The organism is Klebsiella sp. w6, from assembly GCF_033100215.1.
Lineage (GTDB): Bacteria > Pseudomonadota > Gammaproteobacteria > Enterobacterales > Enterobacteriaceae > Klebsiella > Klebsiella variicola.
Genome location: NZ_CP136907.1, coordinates 1,523,287 through 1,543,925 on the forward strand (window position 1 = coordinate 1,523,287; position 20,639 = coordinate 1,543,925).

14 protein-coding genes are annotated in these 20,639 nt (G+C 58.2%); 6 read left to right on the forward strand and 8 right to left on the reverse strand.

The genetic code is table 11. The features are described 5' to 3' along the window. The first annotated feature begins 26 nt into the window (after positions 1-26). Together R0140_RS07455 and yfaU are read left to right on the forward strand one after the other, a co-directional pair. Positions 27-1,316, forward strand: coding sequence for an MFS transporter (locus tag R0140_RS07455; RefSeq protein WP_032736050.1), 1,290 nt, complete (start codon positions 27-29; stop codon positions 1,314-1,316). 14 nt (positions 1,317-1,330) lie between these two features. Then, positions 1,331-2,134, forward strand: coding sequence for a 2-keto-3-deoxy-L-rhamnonate aldolase (yfaU, locus tag R0140_RS07460; RefSeq protein WP_032736049.1), 804 nt, complete (start codon positions 1,331-1,333; stop codon positions 2,132-2,134). Positions 2,135-2,162: 28 nt separating this feature from the next. On the opposite strand, the gene glpC is transcribed toward yfaU, so the two are convergent. From glpC to glpA, 3 genes are read right to left on the reverse strand one after another with little or no spacing between them, the layout of a single operon-like run. Continuing rightward, positions 2,163-3,341 (reverse strand): anaerobic glycerol-3-phosphate dehydrogenase subunit GlpC, encoded by a 1,179-nt coding sequence (glpC, locus tag R0140_RS07465; protein WP_008803967.1) that lies wholly within the window; start codon positions 3,339-3,341, stop codon positions 2,163-2,165. Continuing rightward, positions 3,338-4,597 carry a glycerol-3-phosphate dehydrogenase subunit GlpB gene (gene glpB, locus R0140_RS07470; protein WP_060876315.1) on the reverse strand — a complete coding sequence of 420 codons (1,260 nt, stop codon included), beginning with the start codon at positions 4,595-4,597 and terminating at the stop codon, positions 3,338-3,340. The genes glpC and glpB overlap by 4 nt, the downstream gene beginning before the upstream one ends. Further along, positions 4,587-6,209 carry an anaerobic glycerol-3-phosphate dehydrogenase subunit A gene (gene glpA / locus R0140_RS07475; protein WP_032740166.1) on the reverse strand — a complete coding sequence of 541 codons (1,623 nt, stop codon included), beginning with the start codon at positions 6,207-6,209 and terminating at the stop codon, positions 4,587-4,589. Before glpA ends, glpB begins: the two co-directional genes overlap by 11 nt. Positions 6,210-6,480: 271 nt before the next feature. Between glpA and glpT the strand changes: the two genes are divergently transcribed. Continuing rightward, positions 6,481-7,827: a glycerol-3-phosphate transporter gene (gene glpT, locus R0140_RS07480; RefSeq protein ID WP_002913019.1), complete on the forward strand. Its 1,347-nt coding sequence runs from the start codon at positions 6,481-6,483 to the stop codon at positions 7,825-7,827. A 9-nt stretch (positions 7,828-7,836) separates the two neighbouring features. Next, entirely contained in the window at positions 7,837-8,907 is a 1,071-nt protein-coding gene (gene glpQ / locus R0140_RS07485; protein ID WP_080923856.1) for a glycerophosphodiester phosphodiesterase, read from the forward strand. Positions 8,908-9,333: 426 nt separating this feature from the next. On the opposite strand, the gene yfaE is transcribed toward glpQ, so the two are convergent. The 4 genes from yfaE to ubiG all read right to left on the reverse strand — a co-directional run bounded on the left by yfaE (position 9,334) and on the right by ubiG (position 14,178). Then, positions 9,334-9,588, reverse strand: coding sequence for a class I ribonucleotide reductase maintenance protein YfaE (gene yfaE / locus R0140_RS07490; RefSeq protein ID WP_002913017.1), 255 nt, complete (start codon positions 9,586-9,588; stop codon positions 9,334-9,336). Beyond that, a complete protein-coding gene (gene nrdB, locus R0140_RS07495; protein ID WP_004140835.1) occupies positions 9,588-10,718 on the reverse strand; it encodes a class Ia ribonucleoside-diphosphate reductase subunit beta in 1,131 nt (376 codons plus the stop codon). Before nrdB ends, yfaE begins: the two co-directional genes overlap by 1 nt. Positions 10,719-10,819: 101 nt before the next feature. Further along, a complete protein-coding gene (nrdA, locus tag R0140_RS07500; RefSeq protein ID WP_008803972.1) occupies positions 10,820-13,105 on the reverse strand; it encodes a class 1a ribonucleoside-diphosphate reductase subunit alpha in 2,286 nt (761 codons plus the stop codon). Between the two features lie 344 nt (positions 13,106-13,449). Then, on the reverse strand, positions 13,450-14,178 hold the full coding sequence (gene ubiG / locus R0140_RS07505) for a bifunctional 2-polyprenyl-6-hydroxyphenol methylase/3-demethylubiquinol 3-O-methyltransferase UbiG (protein WP_008803973.1): 729 nt from the start codon (positions 14,176-14,178) through the stop codon (positions 13,450-13,452). A gap of 146 nt (positions 14,179-14,324) precedes the next feature. Here ubiG and gyrA point away from each other — a divergent pair, with 146 nt between their 5' ends. Both gyrA and rcsC read left to right on the forward strand, forming a co-directional pair. Beyond that, positions 14,325-16,958, forward strand: coding sequence for a DNA topoisomerase (ATP-hydrolyzing) subunit A (gene gyrA, locus R0140_RS07510; protein WP_008803974.1), 2,634 nt, complete (start codon positions 14,325-14,327; stop codon positions 16,956-16,958). A gap of 131 nt (positions 16,959-17,089) precedes the next feature. Continuing rightward, positions 17,090-19,930 carry a two-component system sensor histidine kinase RcsC gene (rcsC, locus tag R0140_RS07515; RefSeq protein ID WP_012540994.1) on the forward strand — a complete coding sequence of 947 codons (2,841 nt, stop codon included), beginning with the start codon at positions 17,090-17,092 and terminating at the stop codon, positions 19,928-19,930. Positions 19,931-19,975: 45 nt separating this feature from the next. On the opposite strand, the gene rcsB is transcribed toward rcsC, so the two are convergent. Then, positions 19,976-20,626, reverse strand: a complete 651-nt coding sequence (rcsB, locus tag R0140_RS07520) for a response regulator transcription factor RcsB (protein ID WP_004201684.1) — start codon at positions 20,624-20,626, stop codon at positions 19,976-19,978. Between the last annotated feature and the right edge of the window lie 13 nt (positions 20,627-20,639).

Sequence of the window (20,639 nt, forward strand, 5' to 3'; positions counted from 1 at the left end):
GGCGGCCCGCGCCTGAGGATATTATGATGAGCAACACTCTGCTGGAGAGCGTGGTGAAGAAAAACCGCGCCCGCTTAATCCCCTTTATGCTGGCGCTGTACGTGCTGGCGTTTCTTGACCGTTCGAATATCGGTTTCGCCAAAGAGACCTACCAACTGGATACCGGGCTCAGCAATGAGGCCTACGCGCTGGGGGCCGGTATCTTCTTTGTGGTCTATGCCTTCCTCGGGGTGCCGGCCAATCTGCTGATGCGCAAATTTGGCGCCAGAAAATGGATCGGCTGCACCACGCTGCTGTGGGGCGTGCTGTCGGCGGCGATGGCGTGGGCGGATACGGAAGCGAAATTCCTGCTGGTACGTACCCTGCTGGGCGCGGCGGAGGCGGGTTTCTTTCCCGGAATGATCTACCTCACTTCACAGTGGTTTCCCCAGCAAAACCGCGCCAGCATTATGGGGCTGTTTTATATGGGGGCGCCGCTGGCCCTGACGCTGGGATCGCCTTTATCCGGTGCGCTGCTGGAGATGCATGGGTTGATGGGCCATCCCGGCTGGTTCTGGATGTTTGTCATTGAAGGCCTGCTCGCCGTCGCCGCGGGAGCGTTCACCTTCTTCTGGCTGGACGATTCGCCGCAGCGTGCCCGCTTCCTGAGCATGGAGGAGAAACAAGCGCTGATCGGCGAGCTGGCGCGTGAGGAGGAGAAAAAGATCACCTCGCGCCTGTCCGATGCATTACGTAACGGGCGGGTCTGGCAGCTGGCGCTGATTTATCTGACCATTCAGGTGGCGGTCTATGGTCTGATTTTCTTCCTGCCCACCCAGGTCGCCGCGCTGCTGGGCACCAAAGTCGGCTTCGTTGCCTCGGTGGTGACGGCTATCCCGTGGGTGGCAGCGCTGTTTGGCACCTGGCTTATCCCTCGCTACTCCGATCGCACCGGCGAGCGGCGCAATATTGCCGCCCTGACGCTGCTGGCGGCGGCGGTCGGGATTGCGGTGTCCGGACTGGTGGCGCCGGTGCTGGCTATCATCGCGCTGTGCGTGGCGGCGGTTGGGGTGATTGCCGTGCAGCCGGTCTTCTGGACAATGCCGACGCAGCTGCTGTCCGGCACGGCGCTGGCCGCCGGGATTGGCTTTGTTAACCTGTTTGGCGCCATCGGCGGTTTTCTGGCGCCGATCGTGCGCGTGCAGGCCGAAAATTTGTTCGCCAGCAGCGCCGCCGGACTGTTAACCCTGGCCGGCGTCGCCATTGTCGGGGTGGTCATTATCTTTTCATTGAGCCTTACCCGCGCGGTACCCCAGCGCGGCAGCGTACAGCATTGAATAAAGGAATCGCTATGAACGCACTGTTATCTAACCCCTTCAAACGGGGATTATTACGCGGTGAGACGCAAATCGGCCTGTGGCTGAGCTCCACCTCCTCCTACATGGCCGAGATCGCCGCGACCTCGGGATACGACTGGCTGCTGATCGACGGCGAGCATGCCCCGAACACCATTCAGGACCTTTATCATCAGCTGCAGGCGATTGCCCCCTACGCCAGCCAGCCGGTCATTCGTCCGGTCGAGGGCAACCGCAGCCTGATAAAACAGGTGCTGGATATTGGCGCCAGAACCTTGCTGGTGCCGATGGTCGATACCGCCGAGCAGGCGCGGGAAGTGGTCTCGGCGACCCGTTATCCGCCCATTGGTAGCCGCGGTGTTGGCGCTGGCGTGGCGAGAGCGGCGCGCTGGGGAAGGATAGAGAATTACATGGCGGAGGCGAATGACGAACTCTGTCTGCTGATTCAGGTCGAGAGCCGAACCGCGCTGGAGAATCTGGACGCGATTCTTGAGGTGGACGGCATTGACGGGGTGTTTATCGGTCCGGCGGATCTCTCCGCCTCGCTGGGTCACCCGGACGATGCCGGCCATCCTGACGTGCAGCGGGTGATCGAGCAGAGCATCCGGCGCATTCGCGCGGCGGGGAAAGCGGCCGGATTTCTGGCGGTCGACCCGGCGATGGCAGAAAAATGTCTTACCTGGGGAGCCAACTTCGTCGCCGTCGGGGTCGATACCATGCTGTACACCGAGGCGCTGGACCGCCGGCTGGCGATGTTCAAACCCACCTGCGCCCAGCCGCAGGAGAAAGCGAGCTATTAACTATTGATGGCGGAGGCTGGCGCTGGGCTCAGGCGAGCGCTTGCGCCAGTACCGTCAGCGGATGCTCGCAGCGTTTGCGGGTGGACATCTCAATCTGCCACTTGCAGGTCTCGCAGTCGGTCACGACGATGTCGGCGCCGCTCTCCTCAATCTGGCGGAACAGCGGGGCGCCGATAGCCTGGGATACCGCATAATTCTCAGTTTTAAACCCGTAGGTGCCCGCGATGCCGCAGCACTGTGAATCCAGCACCTCCAGCTGCAGGCCGGGGATCAGCCGCAGCAGCTCGAGGGTATACAGCGACCAGCCCATCTTTTCCATATGACACGGGGTGTGATAGACCACCTTCAGCGGCAGCCGGCGCAGCGGTAGCGTCTTGCCGGCATCCAGCTGTTTCCAGATCCAGCGGGTGGCCAGCTCGACCCGATCGCGAAGATCGCTGTTGTCGACATCGAGGAGATGAGGGTATTCATCACGTAGCGTAAAGGTGCAGGTCGAGGAGGTGGCAATGATCGGCAGCGTGTTTTCCCGCATCGCAGCGACGTTACTCTGCGCCTGTTTACGCGCCTTGTCGAAAAAGCCGTTGGCGATCAGCGGCACGCCGCAGCATTTTTCCTTCGATAACAACTGCACGCCGGTACCCAGCGCGTTGACGACGCGGATCAGATCCTTACCCAGCTGCGGATGGTTATAGTTGACGTAGCAGCCATGAAAGAAGACCACCTGCTCAGGGTACTGCGCCTGTCTGGCCGCGAGCTGGCGGTAAGCGCGGCGGAAGGTGCCGAAGCCATATTTCGGTAGTGTGCGCCGGTGGTCGATTTTAAGCGCCGCGTCGAGCAGGCGGCGCACCGGTTTTAAACCGGTCGTGGCGTTGACCAGGGGGGCAAAGGGAGTGGAAAGGGTGCCCATCAGGTCGGTATGGCTGAGGATGGCGTCGCGCAGGGTCGGCTTTTGCTGGCCGTACTGTGCCCGGGCGCGCTGAATGATATCGCCAATTTTCACATCCGACGGGCAGGCAACCTCGCAGCGCTTGCAGTTAATGCAGTACTTCAGCGCCTCGTCGTACAGCGCGCCATCCTTCAGACGCAGACGTTCGCCGTCCGGCCCCGCCTGTTTCGGGCCGGGATAGCGTGGATTGACCCGACTTACCGGGCAGGTGGTGGTACAGACCGTGCACTTAATGCAGCTTTCAAAACGGGTATCGTTCATGGCCGGTCTCCGGCAAGGGCGTGGATCTGTCTGGCGGCGTGCAGCGCGGTGACGGCGCAGACGCCGCCGCCACAGCCGAGCTGAATGGCATCGAACCCGCCGATCAATGAGCCAATGGCGAACAGATTATGGAACGGCTGCCCGCCCAGCACGGGGCGCAGCAGGGCATCGGTTTTCACGCCGAAGCGCTGCCACGGTTGTGAGACGAAGAAATCGCGCTGGTACCAGCTTTCCCGTGGCAGGGTCTGCTGCAGATCGAGGCCGAGGATCGGCTCGCGCACGCTATCGCGAGTGGCGACAAGACCGTTGCTGAAAAAGCTGCCGCTGGCCAGCACGGTGAAACGCGGACGCAGCGCGACATCGCCGTGATTTCGCGTCCAGACGGCCTCGACGGCGCCCTGTCGATGGCTGATTTTCACCACTTCATCGCCAGCAAGCCAGGTGCCGCCCTCGCGAATGAACTGACGCTGAAGCTGGCTATGCAGGCGCATCCCCGGCACCGAAGGCGGCAGCGTCGGCAGCAAACGCAGCGGGCAGGGCAGACGCGTCTGCAGCCAGCGGTACAGGCGATCGTCGGCGAGGCCAAAACAGGCGGGCATGATCAGCAGGTCATGCTGCTGCGCCAGCGGCAGCAGCGCTGCATGCAGGGCCGGCCATAGATTCTCATCATCCAGCACGCGGGCGATGTTAGCGGCGCGAAACTCGGTGGGGTTGTCACGCAGCACATCCAGCACCGGTAACTCGATTTCCACCGCCGCGGCGGTAACTCCGTGTTGACCGAGCGCGGCGGCGGCGAGATGTGGCTGAAAATCAGCAAAACCGCTAATCCCTACCAGGCATACGTGTTGCTGCGCGAAGGGTGCCAGCGGAACCTCTTCCGGCGACAGCCACGCCGGTCGCAACGTCCCCAGCGGCGTCACCCGCAGATGAGGTTGGCGCGCTTCGCCTTGCATGTTCGCGCCGCAGGCGGCCAGCAGGGCTTCGGTCTGTGTCGCGTATTCGAGTACCGCCCCGGCGCCGAGCCGGGAATAAGGGTGTTCAGGAAGCTGTTCAGCGAGTTGCTGCAGACCTTGTGCGACGTCAGTAACGTTATCGCCGTTGGGCAGCGCCGAGAGCAGGTCTAACGACGCGGAGGAAAAATGCAGCGCGCTCTGCCCGCGGCTGATAATGACGCTGCGCAGGCCGTACTGATTCAGCGCCAGCCCGCACAACAGGCCGGCGAGCCCGCCGCCGACAATTGCGCAATCAAACTTCATCCTGGTGCTCCTGTGGCAGTCCGCACAGGCCGAGGTAGACCCAGCGGGTAAATTCGCTTTCGCGCAGTGCATCGCCCCAGGCGATGGGCTGAACGCCCTTCCAGCGTTCATTGAGAAACGCCGAGAGCTGGGTTAATGACTGCGCGGGGGTGGTGACGTTAAAGCGCTGCAACAGTCCGGCAGCGCGGCAGGCGCAGAGTTCCCCCTGGCAGGTGCCCATGCCAATCCGGGTGCGGCGGCGCAGGTCGAGCAGGGTGTTGACCGCCAGATTTTCCACCGCGTATTTCACTTCGCCAGCGGTAACGGCTTCGCATTCGCAGACCAGGCTACGGTGCTGGCGGCTGTCGCCAAGCCAGGCCGGAGTGCGATCGCCGTGACGGTAGACGGCCGAGCCGCGCAGCGGGGTGGGGAGGGAGATAATTTTTTGCAGGGTACTTTCCGTTGGCTCCTGTGAACCGGGCAGCGGGGTCTCGGCCGTGCTACAGGGGGTGGTGTTTCCCAGCTTACGACAGACGGCGTCGGTGGCCCACTCGGCCATCAGGCGATAGGTCATCAGCTTGCCGCCGGTGATAGTAATGAAGCCTTCCATACCGTCACGCTGGGCATGGTCGAGCAGGATGATGCCGCGGCTGACGCTGCGCCCGCTGGGATCGTTATCGCTGGCCACCAGCGGGCGGACGCCGGAGTAGGCACGGAGGATCCGGGTGCGGCCCATGATCGGCGCCAGCTTTTCGCCTTCGCGCAGCAGGGTATCGACTTCCGCCGTCGTTACCCGGTTGTCGTCAATGTCGTCATAAGGAATATGCATTGAGGTGGTGCCGATCAGCGAGATGGTATCCCCGGGCACCAGAATATCGGCGTCGGCCGGCTTACGGCAGCGGTTGATCACCAGGTTGTTAATCCGGTGGTCGAGGATCAATAGCGATCCCTTCGCCGGGAACATGGTGATGCGCAGGTCGGCATATTCCGCAATGCGCTGCCCCCAGATCCCGGCGGCGTTAACCACCACCCCGGCGTACAGCGTGCGGGCCTGGTGAAGTTGGCGGTCGTATACCTGGACGCCGCAGACGCGATCGCCCTGGCGCACCAGGCCTGTTACTTCGCAGCCGGTAAGGATCTGCGCGCCGTGTTCGCGGGCGTCGAGCATATTGGCCGCGGTGAGGCGAAACGGGTCGATGGTGCCGTCCGGGACCTGCACCGCGCCCAGCAGCGTCGGGTTGACGGCGGGCTCCCGGCGCAGCGCTTCCTGCGGGGAGAGCGGGGTAGCTTCAATGCCGGCCTGCTGGCAGGCGGTGATAAAAGTCTGCTGATACGCCAGGTCATCTTCAGGCAGGGTAATAAACAGACCGCCGGACGGTTCGATACAGTGGCGGGCGATGTGGCGCAGGATACGGTTCTCACTGATGCATTCGCGGGCGGATTCGTTGTCGGTCACCGCATAGCGGGCGCCGCTGTGCAGCAGTCCATGATTACGGCCGGTGGCCCCGGTGGCGATATCATGACGCTCAATGAGCAGCGTGCGTAATCCGCGCCGGGCGCAGTCGCGGGCGATACCGGCGCCGGTTGCTCCGCCGCCGATGATAATGACCTCGCTATCAAGACGTCCCGTCATCTTCAGCTCCTCTGCTTTCGTTTAACGCCATTTAGCCACAATTCATAAGGTTATTGTTTGATTTCGAGCATATTCGCGCGTTATTTGAGCGTGTTATGTGATTTCGTGCTCACATTAGAACGTTTTGTCATATTTCTGTAACAAATTGTGCGATGTTTCACAGTATCAACTCTACGTATTGCCTACCATCGCGACCATATTTGAAGTTGGTGATTAATCTGGGATTTTGTCGTGACGTCAGTAGAAAACAGCAAGGGCCACGGAGGCTGATATGTTAAGTATTTTTAAACCCGCCGCGCATAAAGCGCGTTTGCCAGCAGCGGAGATCGACCCGCTGTATCGTCGATTACGCTGGCAGATTTTCATTGGCATCTTTTTTGGTTATGCCGCTTACTATCTGGTTCGTAAGAACTTTGCCCTGGCGATGCCTTATCTGATTGAGCAGGGCTTCTCCCGTGGCGACCTCGGTTTCGCCCTTTCCGGCATCTCCATCGCCTACGGATTTTCGAAATTCATCATGGGCTCGGTCTCTGACCGCTCGAATCCGCGCATTTTCCTGCCGGCCGGCTTGATCCTCGCCGCGCTGGTGATGCTGGTGATGGGCTTTGTACCGTGGGCGACTTCCAGCATCATGATCATGTTCGTATTGCTGTTTCTTTGCGGATGGTTCCAGGGGATGGGCTGGCCGCCGTGCGGCCGGACCATGGTGCACTGGTGGTCGCAGAAAGAGCGCGGTGGGATTGTCTCGGTGTGGAACTGCGCGCATAACGTCGGCGGCGGTATTCCGCCGCTGCTGTTCCTGCTGGGGATGGCGTGGTTTAACGACTGGCACGCGGCGCTGTATATGCCGGCTTTCGGCGCGATCCTGCTGGCCATTTTTGCCTTCGCGATGATGCGCGATACCCCGCAGTCCTGCGGTCTGCCGCCGATCGAAGAGTATAAAAACGACTATCCGGATGACTATAGTGAAAAGCACGAAGAAGAGCTGACGGCGAAGCAGATCTTTATGCAGTACATTCTGCCGAACAAGCTACTGTGGTACATCGCTATCGCTAACGTCTTCGTTTATCTGCTGCGCTACGGCATTCTGGACTGGTCGCCGACCTACCTGAAAGAGGTCAAACACTTCGCGCTGGATAAATCCTCCTGGGCCTACTTCCTGTACGAGTACGCGGGGATCCCGGGCACGCTGCTGTGCGGCTGGATGTCGGACAAAGTGTTTAAAGGCAACCGCGGCGCGACCGGCGTGTTCTTTATGACCCTGGTGACCATCGCCACTGTCGTTTACTGGCTCAATCCGCCGGGCAATCCGGGCGTCGATATGGCCTGTATGATTATTATCGGCTTCCTGATCTACGGCCCGGTGATGCTGATCGGTCTGCATGCCCTCGAGCTGGCGCCGAAAAAAGCCGCCGGTACCGCCGCGGGCTTCACCGGCCTGTTCGGCTATCTTGGCGGTTCCGTGGCGGCGAGCGCCATCGTCGGCTACACCGTCGATTTCTTCGGCTGGGACGGCGGCTTCATGGTGATGATCGGCGGCAGCGTGCTGGCGGTTATCCTGCTGGTTATCGTGATGCTTGGCGAGCGTCGTCATCATCAACAACTGAAACAAGCCTAAGGAGCGACGATGAACATGAAACTCACCGCGCTAATGAGCGGCATGATTTTGGCCAGTTCGGCACTGTGCTTCAGCGCTGTCGCAGCGGAGAAAATGGTCATCGCCCACCGCGGCGCCAGCGGGTATCTGCCGGAACATACCCTGCCGACGAAAGCGATGGCTTACGCTCAGGGGGCGGATTACCTTGAGCAAGATCTGGTGATGACCAAAGACGACCGGCTGGTGGTGTTGCACGACCATTATCTCGATCGGGTGACTGACGTTGCGCAGCGTTTCCCGCAGCGGGCGCGTAAAGATGGCCGTTTCTACGCCATCGACTTTACCCTGGCCGAGATTAAGTCGTTGAAGTTTACCGAAGGTTTTGAGCCGAAAAATGGTAAGAACGTCCAAACCTATCCCGGGCGTTTCCCGATGGGCAAATCCGATTTTCGCATTCATACCTTTGAAGAAGAGATTGAGTTTGTCCAGGGGCTGAACCATTCGACGGGTAAAAATATCGGTATCTACCCGGAAATCAAAGCGCCGTGGTTCCACCATCAGGAAGGCAAAGATATTGCCGCCAGTACGCTGAAAGTGCTGAAGGAATATGGCTATACCAGCAAGCAGGATAAGGTTTATCTGCAGTGCTTTGACGCCAACGAGCTCAAACGTATCAAAAATGAGCTGGAACCGAAGATGGGCATGGATCTCAATCTGGTGCAGCTCATCGCCTATACCGACTGGAATGAAACCCAGCAGAAACAGGCAGATGGCAAATGGGTGAACTACAGCTACGACTGGATGTTCCAGCCGGGTGCGATGGCGCAGATTGCGCAGTACGCCGACGGTATTGGCCCGGATTACCATATGCTGGTGGCGGAAGGCTCGAAGCCGGGCGCGGTGAAGCTGACGGCGATGGTGAAAGAGGCGCATGCCAGCCATCTGCAGGTGCATCCGTACACCGTGCGTGCGGATCAGCTGCCGGAGTACGCGACTAACGTTAATCAGCTCTATGACCTGCTGTATCACCAGGCGGGCGTCGACGGCTTGTTTACCGATTTCCCGGATAAAGCGGTGCAGTTCCTGAACGCTAAACGCTAAAAAGCCGGGTGGCGGCTACGCCTTACCCGGCCTACGGTCTGGCTGAAACTGCCGGTGTTGGTGGCCTCAAAATCGCTGAGACGTTCCCGGCAGGCCGGGGCAGCCCGCATGGATGCGGGCTGAGGGCCGTGATTTGCAGGGACGCTGCCTCGGCCCGACCCGAAGCCTGCAGGGATAAGTCGAAGGCACCACGAAGTGGCGATTTTGGCGGCCAGAGCCCGGGAGTACAGAGGGCGGCGACTGGCCGCCCTCTGTGCGCTCCCTGCGCCACGGAAAACATATTGCATAAAAATTAACCGGGAGCGCAATATCCTCTGAAGCGACACGCGATAAACGTTTTTCTCAAGCGAAAAAGTTGCAAACCGATAACAGTATCTACGAACTGCGGTTTTGTAGGTCAGGTAAGCGTAGCGCCACCTGACAAGACTACATCTCGATCTCAATATCGCCTTTCGCCCGGCAGCAGCAGGGCAAAATTTCCCCCGGCTGGATAAAGGCCAGCGGCTCGGTCAGCCAGTCAACCTGGCCGGAAACCAGACGCGTGCGGCAGGAACCGCAATAGCCTTCGCGGCACTGATATTCCACATCGATATTATGCGACTCCAGCGCAGCCAGCAGGGAAGGGTGTTCATCCTGACACTCAAGGCGAGTGTCAGAGATTTTCAGGAAAATCCGCTTCATTACAGCTGGAAGTTGCTCAGGTCGTCGGCATCGACTTCAGAATCGATCTGACCGACGAGATACGAGCTGACTTCCACTTCCTGCGGCGCCACCTGGACGTTATCGGAGACCAGCCAGGTGTTGATCCATGGGATTGGGTTGGAGCGGGTCTGGAATGGCAGATCGAGGCCCACCGCCTGCATGCGGATATTGGTGATGTACTCGACGTACTGGCAGAGAATATCTTTGTTCAGGCCGATCATTGAGCCGTCGCGGAACAGATAGTCCGCCCACTCTTTCTCCTGCTGCGCCGCCAGCACGAACAGGTCATAGCACTCCTGCTTGCACTCTTCGGCGATTTCCGCCATCTCCGGATCGTCGCTGCCGGAGCGCAGCAGGTTCAGCATATGCTGGGTGCCGGTCAGGTGCAGCGCTTCATCGCGAGCGATCAGGCGGATAATTTTGGCGTTACCTTCCATCAGCTTGCGCTCGGCGAAAGCGAAGGAGCAGGCGAAGCTAACGTAGAAGCGGATCGCTTCCAGGGCGTTAACGCTCATCAGACACAAATAGAGTTTCTTTTTCAGCTCGCGCAGATTCACGGTCACGGTTTTACCGTTGACAGTGTGGGTGCCTTCACCCAGAAGATGCCAGTAGCTGGTCATTTCGATCAGCGAATCGTAATAGTGAGAGATGCCTTCCGCACGTTTCTGGATCTGCTCGTTGGTCACGATATCGTCGAACACGGTCGCCGGATCGTTGACGATGTTGCGGATGATATGGGTGTAGGAGCGCGAGTGGATGGTCTCGGAGAAGGCCCAGGTTTCCACCCAGGTTTCCAGCTCCGGGATGGAGATCAGCGGCAGCAGCGCAACGTTCGGGCTGCGGCCCTGGATGGAGTCGAGCAGCGTCTGGTACTTCAGGTTGCTGATGAAAATATGTTTTTCATGTTCCGGCAGCGCCTGGTAGTCGATGCGATCGCGGGAAACGTCAACCTCTTCCGGGCGCCAGAAGAAGGAGAGCTGCTTTTCAATCAGCTTTTCAAATATGTCATATTTTTGCTGATCGTAGCGGGCCACGTTAACCGGCTGGCCAAAAAACATCGGTTCCAGCAGCTGATCGTTTTTCGTCTGTGAAAAAGTGGTGTATGCCATTGAAGTGAGTCCTGTTGAAATGTATTGCCCGGCGGTACTGCATTGGCCGGGCCTACACAATCGTAGGCCGGGTAAGCATCGCGCCACCCGGCAAAAATAACTTAGATCTTACAAGCGCCGCTTTCGCAGCCATCGTCCTGGATGGACGGGGCCAGGTCATCCTGAGCGTCTTCTGCGCCATCACGGGTGTTGTGATAGTACAGCGTTTTGACACCGAATTTATAGGCGTTGAGCAGGTCTTTGAGCAACTGCTGCATCGGCACTTTTCCGGACGGGAAGCGCGTCGGATCGTAGTTGGTGTTGGCAGAGATCGACTGGTCGATAAACTTCTGCATGATACCCACCAGCTGCAGATAACCGTCGTTGTTCGGCATTTCCCACAGCAGCTCATAGGCGTTCTGCAGATTTTCGTAATCCGGCACCACCTGGCGCAGGATACCGTCCTTGGACGCTTTGATACTGACGTGGCCGCGCGGCGGCTCAATGCCATTGGTGGCGTTGGAGATCTGCGACGAGGTCTCGGACGGCATCAGTGCGGAGAGCGTGGAGTTACGCAGACCGTGGGTTTTAATGGATTCGCGCAATGCTTCCCAGTCGAAGTGCAGAGATTCGCTGACGATGCCGTCCAGGTCTTTCTTATAGGTATCGATCGGCAGGATACCCTGCGCATAGGTGGTTTCATTGAACCACGGGCAGGCGCCCTGCTCGATAGCCAGCTCGTTGGAGGCCTTCAGCAGGTAGTACTGAATCGCTTCGAAGGTTTTGTGCGTCAGGTTGTTGGCGCTGCCGTCGGAGTAGCGTTTGCCATGCTTCGCCAGATAGTAAGCGAAGTTGATCACGCCGATGCCCAGCGTACGACGCCCCATCGCGCCGCGTTTGGCGGCCGGGATCGGGTAATCCTGATAGTCCAGCAGCGCATCCAGGGCACGCACCGCCAGCACCGCCAGCTCTTCCAGCTCGTCTAGGCTGTCAATCGCGCCGAGGTTGAAGGCCGACAGGGTGCACAGCGCGATTTCGCCGTTTTCGTCGTTGACGTCTTCCAGCGGTTTGGTCGGCAGGGCAATCTCCAGGCACAGGTTAGACTGACGCACCGGGGCGACCACCGGATCGAACGGGCTGTGGGTGTTGCAGTGGTCGACGTTCTGGATATAGATGCGGCCGGTAGAGGCGCGCTCCTGCATCATCAGCGAGAACAGCTCAACGGCTTTAATACGCTGCTTGCGAATGCTGTCGTCCTGCTCGTACTGGGTGTACAGGCGCTCAAACTCGTCCTGATCGGCAAAGAAGGCGTCATACAGGCCCGGGACATCGGAAGGGCTGAACAGGGTAATGTCGCCGCCTTTCAGCAGACGGGTGTACATCAGTTTGTTGATCTGCACGCCGTAGTCCATATGACGAACGCGGTTGGCGTCGGTACCACGGTTGTTTTTCAGCACCAGCAGGCTTTCCACTTCCAGATGCCACATTGGGTAGAAGAGGGTCGCCGCGCCGCCGCGAACGCCGCCCTGCGAGCAGGATTTCACCGCGGTCTGGAAATGTTTATAGAATGGAATGCAGCCGGTGTGGAAGGCTTCGCCGCCGCGGATCGGGCTGCCCAGCGCGCGAATGCGCCCGGCGTTGATGCCGATACCGGCGCGCTGGGAAACGTATTTCACAATCGCGCTGGAGGTGGCGTTGATGGAATCCAGGCTGTCGCCGCACTCGATCAGCACGCAGGAGCTGAACTGACGGGTTGGGGTGCGCACGCCGGACATGATTGGCGTCGGCAGCGAGATTTTAAAGGTCGATACCGCGTCGTAGAAACGCTTAATGTAGTCCAGACGGGTTTCGCGCGGGTAGTTAGAGAACAGGCAGGCAGCCACCAGAATATAGAGGAACTGTGCACTCTCATAAATTTCGCCGGTAACGCGGTTTTGTACCAGATACTTGCCTTCCAGCTGCTTAACGGCTGCGTAGGAGAAGTTCATGTCGCGCCAGTGGTCGAGGAAACCGTCCATCTGCTGGAACTCTTCTTCCGTGTAGTCCTCCAGCAGATGATGATCGTATTTACCCTTCTCGACCATCTTCACCACGTGATCGTAGAGCGCCGGCGGCTCAAACTGGCCGAAGGCTTTTTTACGCAAATGGAAAATCGCCAGACGCGCGGCGAGGTACTGGTAATCCGGCGCGTCGCGGGAGATCAGATCCGCAGCGGCTTTAATAATGGTTTCGTGGATGTCCGCGGTTTTGATGCCGTCATAGAACTGGATATGGGAGCGCAGCTCTACCTGGGAAATCGAAACGTTATTCAGTCCTTCTGCCGCCCAATCCAGTACGCGATGGATTTTGTCGAGATTGATGCGCTCGGTGGTCCCGTCGCGCTTTGTCACCAGCAGACTCTGATTCATGTGGATTTTACCTGTCCGTGAAAGAAAATATCCCCCGTTTATCCACAGAAGGCCGTTGTGACTAACTCTGTGGATAAATACTATATGTAGGGGGTTGTCGATAAAAGAAACGCTATATGGTGAGTATTTTAGTAAGGAATCTTTTGAGTACAAGGGTTGATTTTGACGTTAAATTGAGGTTGCGGAAGGGTAATAATCCGCAAGTCCACGTCGCATAAGGCCTGGAGAAGAAGTCAATAAAACAGAAAAAAAAATGAAAATTTGATCGAGTGCTGATTTCTTCATCGGAAGAAATAATCACGCGGCTTGATGCCGCGCAATCATCATAAGCGCAGGTGCTGACCTCAGTCCTGTTTGGCGGTCGTATGCAACATATAGTTAACATCAACCCCCGGCGCTAACTTGAAGGTGTTGGTCAGCGGATTGTAATGCAGACCGATGATATGCTGCTCTTTCAGAGTAGTCTGATCTACCCAGCTCAGCAGCTCGGCCGGTTTGATAAACTTCTTCACATCATGAGTGCCCTTAGGCACCATCTTCATGACATATTCCGCACCGACCACCGCCATCAGCCAGGCCTTGCCGTTGCGGTTGATGGTGGAGAAGAAGACCTGGCCGCCGGGCTTCACCAGCCGCGCGCAGGCATGTACCACCGACTGCGGGTCGGGCACGTGCTCCAGCATCTCCATGCAGGTCACGACGTCATACTGCTGCGGATGCTTCGCGGCATGTTCCTCAACCGTTTCCTGAACATAGTCCACCTGAATACCGCTCTCCAGGGCGTGCAGCTTCGCGACCTGCAGCGGTTCGGCACCCATGTCCAGTCCGGTGACCGTCGCACCTTCGCGCGCCATGCTCTCGGCGAGAATGCCGCCGCCGCAGCCGACATCGAGGACTTTTTTACCGAACAGGCCGCCGGAGCGTTCGGCGATATAACCCAGCCGCAGCGGGTTGATGCGGTGGAGCGGTTTGAACTCGCCCTCCAGATCCCACCAGCGCGAGGCGACGGCTTCGAATTTGGCGATTTCAGCATGATCGACGTTAGGGGCTACCGACGTTTTTTCGGCATTCATGGGCGCTTTTACTCCTTTTCTGTTCAGACCTGCGAGTATATCAGCAGCGCGCCATGAATAAACCGTATTGCTTTACCTCTATTAGCGCGGCTGTGTTATAATTTGCGACCTTTGAATCCGGGATACAGTAGAGGGATAGCGGTTAGATGAGCGACCTTGCGAGAGAAATTACACCGGTCAACATTGAGGAAGAGCTTAAGAACTCTTATCTGGATTATGCGATGTCGGTCATTGTTGGCCGTGCGCTGCCGGATGTCCGAGATGGCCTGAAGCCGGTACACCGTCGCGTACTTTACGCCATGAACGTATTGGGCAATGACTGGAACAAAGCCTATAAAAAATCAGCCCGTGTCGTTGGTGACGTAATCGGTAAATACCACCCGCACGGCGACTCCGCGGTATACGACACCATCGTTCGTATGGCGCAGCCGTTCTCGCTGCGTTACATGCTGGTGGACGGCCAGGGTAACTTCGGTTCCATCGACGGCGACTCCGCCGCGGCGATGCGTTATACCGAAATTCGTCTGGCGAAAATCGCTCATGAGCTGATGGCCGATCTTGAAAAAGAGACGGTCGATTTCGTCGACAACTATGACGGTACGGAGCGTATTCCGGACGTCATGCCGACCAAAATTCCTAACCTGCTGGTGAACGGCGCCTCCGGGATCGCCGTAGGGATGGCGACCAATATACCGCCGCATAACCTGACGGAAGTGATCAACGGCTGTCTGGCGTATGTTGACGATGAAGACATCAGCATTGAAGGGTTGATGGCGCATATTCCAGGCCCTGATTTCCCGACCGCCGCCATTATTAATGGCCGTCGTGGCATTGAAGAGGCTTACCGCACCGGTCGCGGTAAAGTGTACATCCGCGCGCGCGCGGAAGTGGAAGTGGACGCGAAATCCGGCCGCGAAACCATCATCGTGCACGAAATTCCGTATCAGGTGAACAAAGCGCGCCTGATTGAGAAAATCGCCGAGCTGGTCAAAGAAAAACGCGTGGAAGGCATCAGCGCGCTGCGTGACGAGTCTGATAAAGACGGGATGCGCATCGTGATTGAAGTGAAGCGCGATGCGGTAGGGGAAGTGGTGCTCAACAACCTCTATTCCCAGACTCAGCTGCAGGTCTCCTTCGGCATCAACATGGTTGCTCTGCACCATGGTCAGCCGAAGATCATGAACCTGAAGGACATCATCGCCGCGTTTGTACGCCACCGCCGCGAAGTGGTGACCCGTCGTACGATTTTCGAACTGCGCAAAGCGCGCGACCGGGCGCATATCCTCGAAGCGCTGGCCGTTGCGCTGGCCAACATCGACCCGATTATCGAACTGATCCGTCGCGCGCCGACCCCGGCAGAAGCGAAAACGGCGCTGGTTGCCCAGGCGTGGGATCTCGGTAACGTTGCGGCGATGCTGGAGCGCGCCGGTGATGACGCCGCGCGTCCGGAATGGCTGGAGCCAGAGTTCGGCGTGCGCGACGGTAAATACTATCTGACCGAGCAGCAGGCTCAGGCGATTCTGGATCTGCGTCTGCAGAAACTGACCGGCCTTGAGCATGAAAAACTGCTCGACGAATATAAAGAGCTGCTGGAGCAGATCGCGGAACTGCTGCACATTCTCGGCAGCGCCGACCGTCTGATGGAAGTGATTCGCGAAGAGCTTGAGCTGATCCGCGACCAGTTCGGCGACGAACGTCGTACCGAAATCACTGCCAACAGCGCTGATATTAACATCGAAGATCTGATCAACCAGGAAGATGTGGTGGTCACCCTGTCGCATCAGGGCTATGTGAAGTATCAGCCGCTGACCGACTATGAAGCACAGCGTCGTGGCGGTAAAGGCAAGTCAGCAGCGCGCATTAAAGAAGAAGACTTTATCGACCGCCTGCTGGTGGCTAACACCCATGACACCATCCTCTGCTTCTCGAGCCGTGGCCGTCTGTACTGGATGAAGGTCTATCAGCTGCCGGAAGCCAGTCGCGGCGCGCGCGGTCGTCCGATCGTCAACCTGCTGCCGCTGGAAGCCGATGAGCGTATCACCGCCATCCTCCCGGTCCGCGAGTACGAAGAGGGCGTCAACGTCTTTATGGCGACCGCCAGCGGTACCGTGAAGAAAACCGCGCTGACCGAGTTCAGCCGTCCGCGTTCCGCCGGTATCATCGCGGTCAATCTGAACGAAGGCGATGAGCTGATCGGCGTCGATCTGACCTCTGGTCAGGACGAAGTGATGCTGTTCTCCGCGGCCGGTAAGGTTGTGCGCTTCAAAGAAGACGCCGTTCGCGCCATGGGCCGTACCGCCACCGGCGTACGCGGCATCAAGCTGGCGGAAAACGACAGCGTCGTCTCGCTGATTATTCCGCGCGGCGAAGGCGCGATTCTGACGGTAACGCAAAACGGTTACGGTAAACGTACCGCAGCGGCGGAGTATCCGACCAAATCGCGTGCCACTCAGGGCGTTATCTCGATCAAAGTCACCGAGCGTAACGGCTCCGTGGTGGGCGCCGTGCAGGTGGATGACTGCGATCAGATCATGATGATCACCGACGCCGGGACGCTGGTTCGTACCCGCGTTTCCGAAGTGAGCATCGTGGGCCGTAACACCCAGGGTGTGATCCTCATCCGCACCGCGGAAGATGAAAACGTGGTGGGTCTGCAGCGCGTGGCAGAGCCGGTGGACGACGAAGAACTGGATGCCATCGACGGTAGCGTAGCGGAAGGCGATGACGATATCGCCCCGGAAGCGGATACCGATGACGACATCGCCGAAGACGAAGAGTAATCGTCCCAGGTAAATGTTCTGAAAGGGCCGGGTATTCTCCCGGCCCTTTTTGCATTAAGATTGCGGCAAAGCCGGTTTACCGCTACTTTAACCCCATTCTGTTGAGTCCCTGACGGCCGAGCATCGCCACATTGAAATATCTTGCCTCGTTTCATACAACCCTGAAGGTTTCACGTTATCTGTTCAGAGCGCTGGCGGTATTACTGTGGCTGCTGATTGCGTTTGTCTCTGTGTTCTATATCGTCAATGCCCTGCACGAGCGGGAAGCCGAGATCCATCAGGAGCTCAATCTCAACGCCGACCAGGCCCAGCGCTATATTCAGCGTACGGCGGACGTGATTAAAGAGCTGAAGTACGTCGCCGGTAACCGCTTGTCGGCAGGGGACGCGGTAGCGCAAGGGCAAAACGGCGATATCGCGGTGCCTAACTTTGAACCCCTGTACCCAGATTCCGACTGCAGCGCGATGAGCAGCACCTGGCGTAATTCGCTGCAATCACTGGCGTGGTTTATGCGCTACTGGCGGGATAATTTTACCGCTGCCTACGACCTTAACCGCATCTTTCTCATTGGCAGCGATAACCTCTGCATGGCCAACTTTGGCCTACGGGACGTGCCGATTGAGCGCGATCAGGCGCTGAAAGTCCTGCATCAGCGCATTGAGCAATATCGCAACGCGCCGCAAAACGAGCGCGGCAACAACCTGTTCTGGATAAGCCAGGGCGTGCGCCCCGGCGTGGGCTACTTTTATGCCCTGACCCCGGTCTATATGGCCAACCGTCTGCAGGCGATGCTCGGCGTGGAGCAGACCATCCGTATGGAGAGCTTCTTCACGCCAGGCAGTTTGCCGATGAGCGTGACGATTTTTGACGATAACGGCCAGCCGCTGATCTCGCTGGCCGGCGCGGAAGGCAAAATCCAGAGCGAAGCGAAGTGGATGCAGGAGCGGATGTGGTTTGGCTACAGCGCAGGCTTTCGCGAGCTGGTGCTGAAAAAAAGCCTGGCGCCGTCCTCCTTAAGTATCGTCTATTCCGTTTCGGTGGACCAGGTGCTGGAGCGGATCCGCATGCTCATCATCAACGCCATCATTCTCAATATTCTGACCGGAGCAATGCTGTTTGCGCTGGCGCGAATGTATGAGCGGCGCATTTTTATCCCGGCGGAAAATGATGCGCAGCGACTGGAAGAGCATGAACAGTTCAACCGCAAAATCGTGGCCTCAGCCCCGGTGGGGATCTGTATTCTGCGCACCGTCGACGGGACCAATATTCTCAGTAACGAGCTGGCGCACAACTACCTGAATATGCTGACCCATGAGGATCGCCAGCGGCTGACGCAGATTATCTGCGGCCAGCAGGTCAACTTTGTCGATGTGCTGACCAGCAACCATACCAACCTGCAGATTAGCTTTGTCCATTCGCGTTATCGCAATGAAAACGTCGCCATTTGCGTGCTGGTGGACGTTTCCGCCCGCGTGAAAATGGAGGAGTCGCTGCAAGAGATGGCCCAGGCGGCTGAACAGGCCAGCCAGTCGAAATCGATGTTCCTTGCGACCGTCAGCCATGAGCTGCGTACCCCGCTATACGGCATCATCGGTAACCTCGATCTGCTGCAGACTAAGGCCCTGCCGAAGGGCGTTGATCGCCTGGTGACGGCGATGAACAACTCTTCCAGCCTGCTGCTGAAAATCATCAGCGATATTCTCGATTTCTCGAAAATCGAGTCTGAGCAGTTGAAGATCGAGCCGCGGGAGTTTTCCCCGCGCGAAGTGATGAACCATATCTCTGCTAACTATCTGCCGCTGGTGGTACGCAAGCAGCTGGGTCTGTACTGTTTTATCGAGCCGGATGTCCCGGAGCAGATGTCCGGCGACCCGATGCGCCTGCAGCAGGTGATCTCTAACCTGCTGAGCAATGCGATTAAGTTCACCGACACCGGCTGTATTATCCTGCACGTCCAGTGTGCGGGGGATTATCTGCAGATCAGCGTCCGCGATACCGGGGAGGGGATCCCGGCGAAAGAGGTGTTGCGCCTGTTCGATCCCTTCTTCCAGGTGGGGACCGGCGTGCAGCGAAACTTCCAGGGCACCGGCCTTGGCCTGGCGATCTGTGAAAAGCTGATCAGCATGATGGATGGCGATATCGCCGTGGAAACGGAGCCGGGGATGGGCAGCCGTTTTACCATCCGTATCCCGCTGTATGGCGTGCAGAACACACCGCAGGTGACGGCGGACGGTTTCGCAGGCAAGACCTGCTGGCTGGCAATTCATAATACCTCGCTGGCGATGTTCGTCACGTCGCTGCTCAGCTATCACGGCCTGACGGTACGCCGCCATGCCGGAGAAACGCCGGACGCCGACGATGTCTTGCTGACTGACGATGAAGCGCAGAGGGGCTGGCAGGGGAGTGCGATGGTCATCTTCTGCCGCCGCCATATCGGCATCCCGCAGGAGCGAGCGGCCGGAGAGTGGCTGCACAGCGTGACGACGCCGCATGAACTGCTGCCGCTGCTGGGGCGTATTTTCCACGTCGCCCTCGACAGCGCGGAGAATAGCCGGGCGCTGATGGCGCCGGACGCGCAGATCGGTAATAACGACGACATGATGATCCTCGTGGTCGACGATCACCCGATTAACCGCCGTCTGCTGGCGGATCAGCTGGGATCGCTCGGCTACCAGTGCGTGACCGCTAACGACGGGGTCGACGCGCTCAACGTACTTAGCAAACAGCATATCGATATCGTGCTCAGCGACGTCAACATGCCCAATATGGATGGTTATCGTCTGACGCAGCGCATTCGTCAGCTTGGCCTGACGCTGCCGGTGATCGGCGTCACCGCCAATGCCCTGGCGGAAGAGAAGCAGCGCTGTCTTGAATCGGGGATGGACAGCTGCCTGTCCAAGCCGGTCACCCTCGACGTGCTGAAGCAAACGCTGACGGTGTATGCGGCGCGGGTACGTAACGGGCGGGAATAACGGGGAGCTCCGTCTCGCCGGGGCGAGACGGAGAAAACAAAGGGATTACTCTTTATCCGTTGAACTCAGCGAGACGGAGGAGAGGTAGTTCAGCAGCGCAATGTCGTTTTCCACGCCCAGCTTCATCATTGCCGACTTCTTCTGGCTACTGATGGTTTTGATGCTGCGGTTGAGCTTTTTGGCGATCTCGGTCACCAGGAAGCCTTCAGCGAACAGACGCAGCACTTCGCTCTCTTTCGGCGACAGGCGTTTATCGCCATAGCCGCTGGCGCTGATTTTTTCCAGCAGACGAGAGACGCTTTCCGGTGTGAATTTCTTCCCTTTCTGCAGCGCGGCCAGCGCTTTTGGCAGGTCGGTCGGCGCTCCTTGCTTGAGAACGATCCCTTCGATATCCAAATCCAGCACCGCGCTGAGGATCGCCGGGTTGTTGTTCATGGTCAGAACAATGATCGACAGATCCGGGAAGTGGCGCTTGATGTATTTAATCAGCGTGATCCCGTCGCCGTATTTATCACCGGGCATGGACAGATCGGTGATCAGCACATGGGCGTCCAGCTTCGGAAGATTGTTGATAAGGGCCGTGGAGTCTTCAAACTCGCCAACGACGTTCACCCACTCAATTTGCTCAAGTGACTTACGAATACCGAACAGTACGATCGGATGGTCATCGGCAATAATTACGTTCATAGTGTTCATGTATAAGGCTACC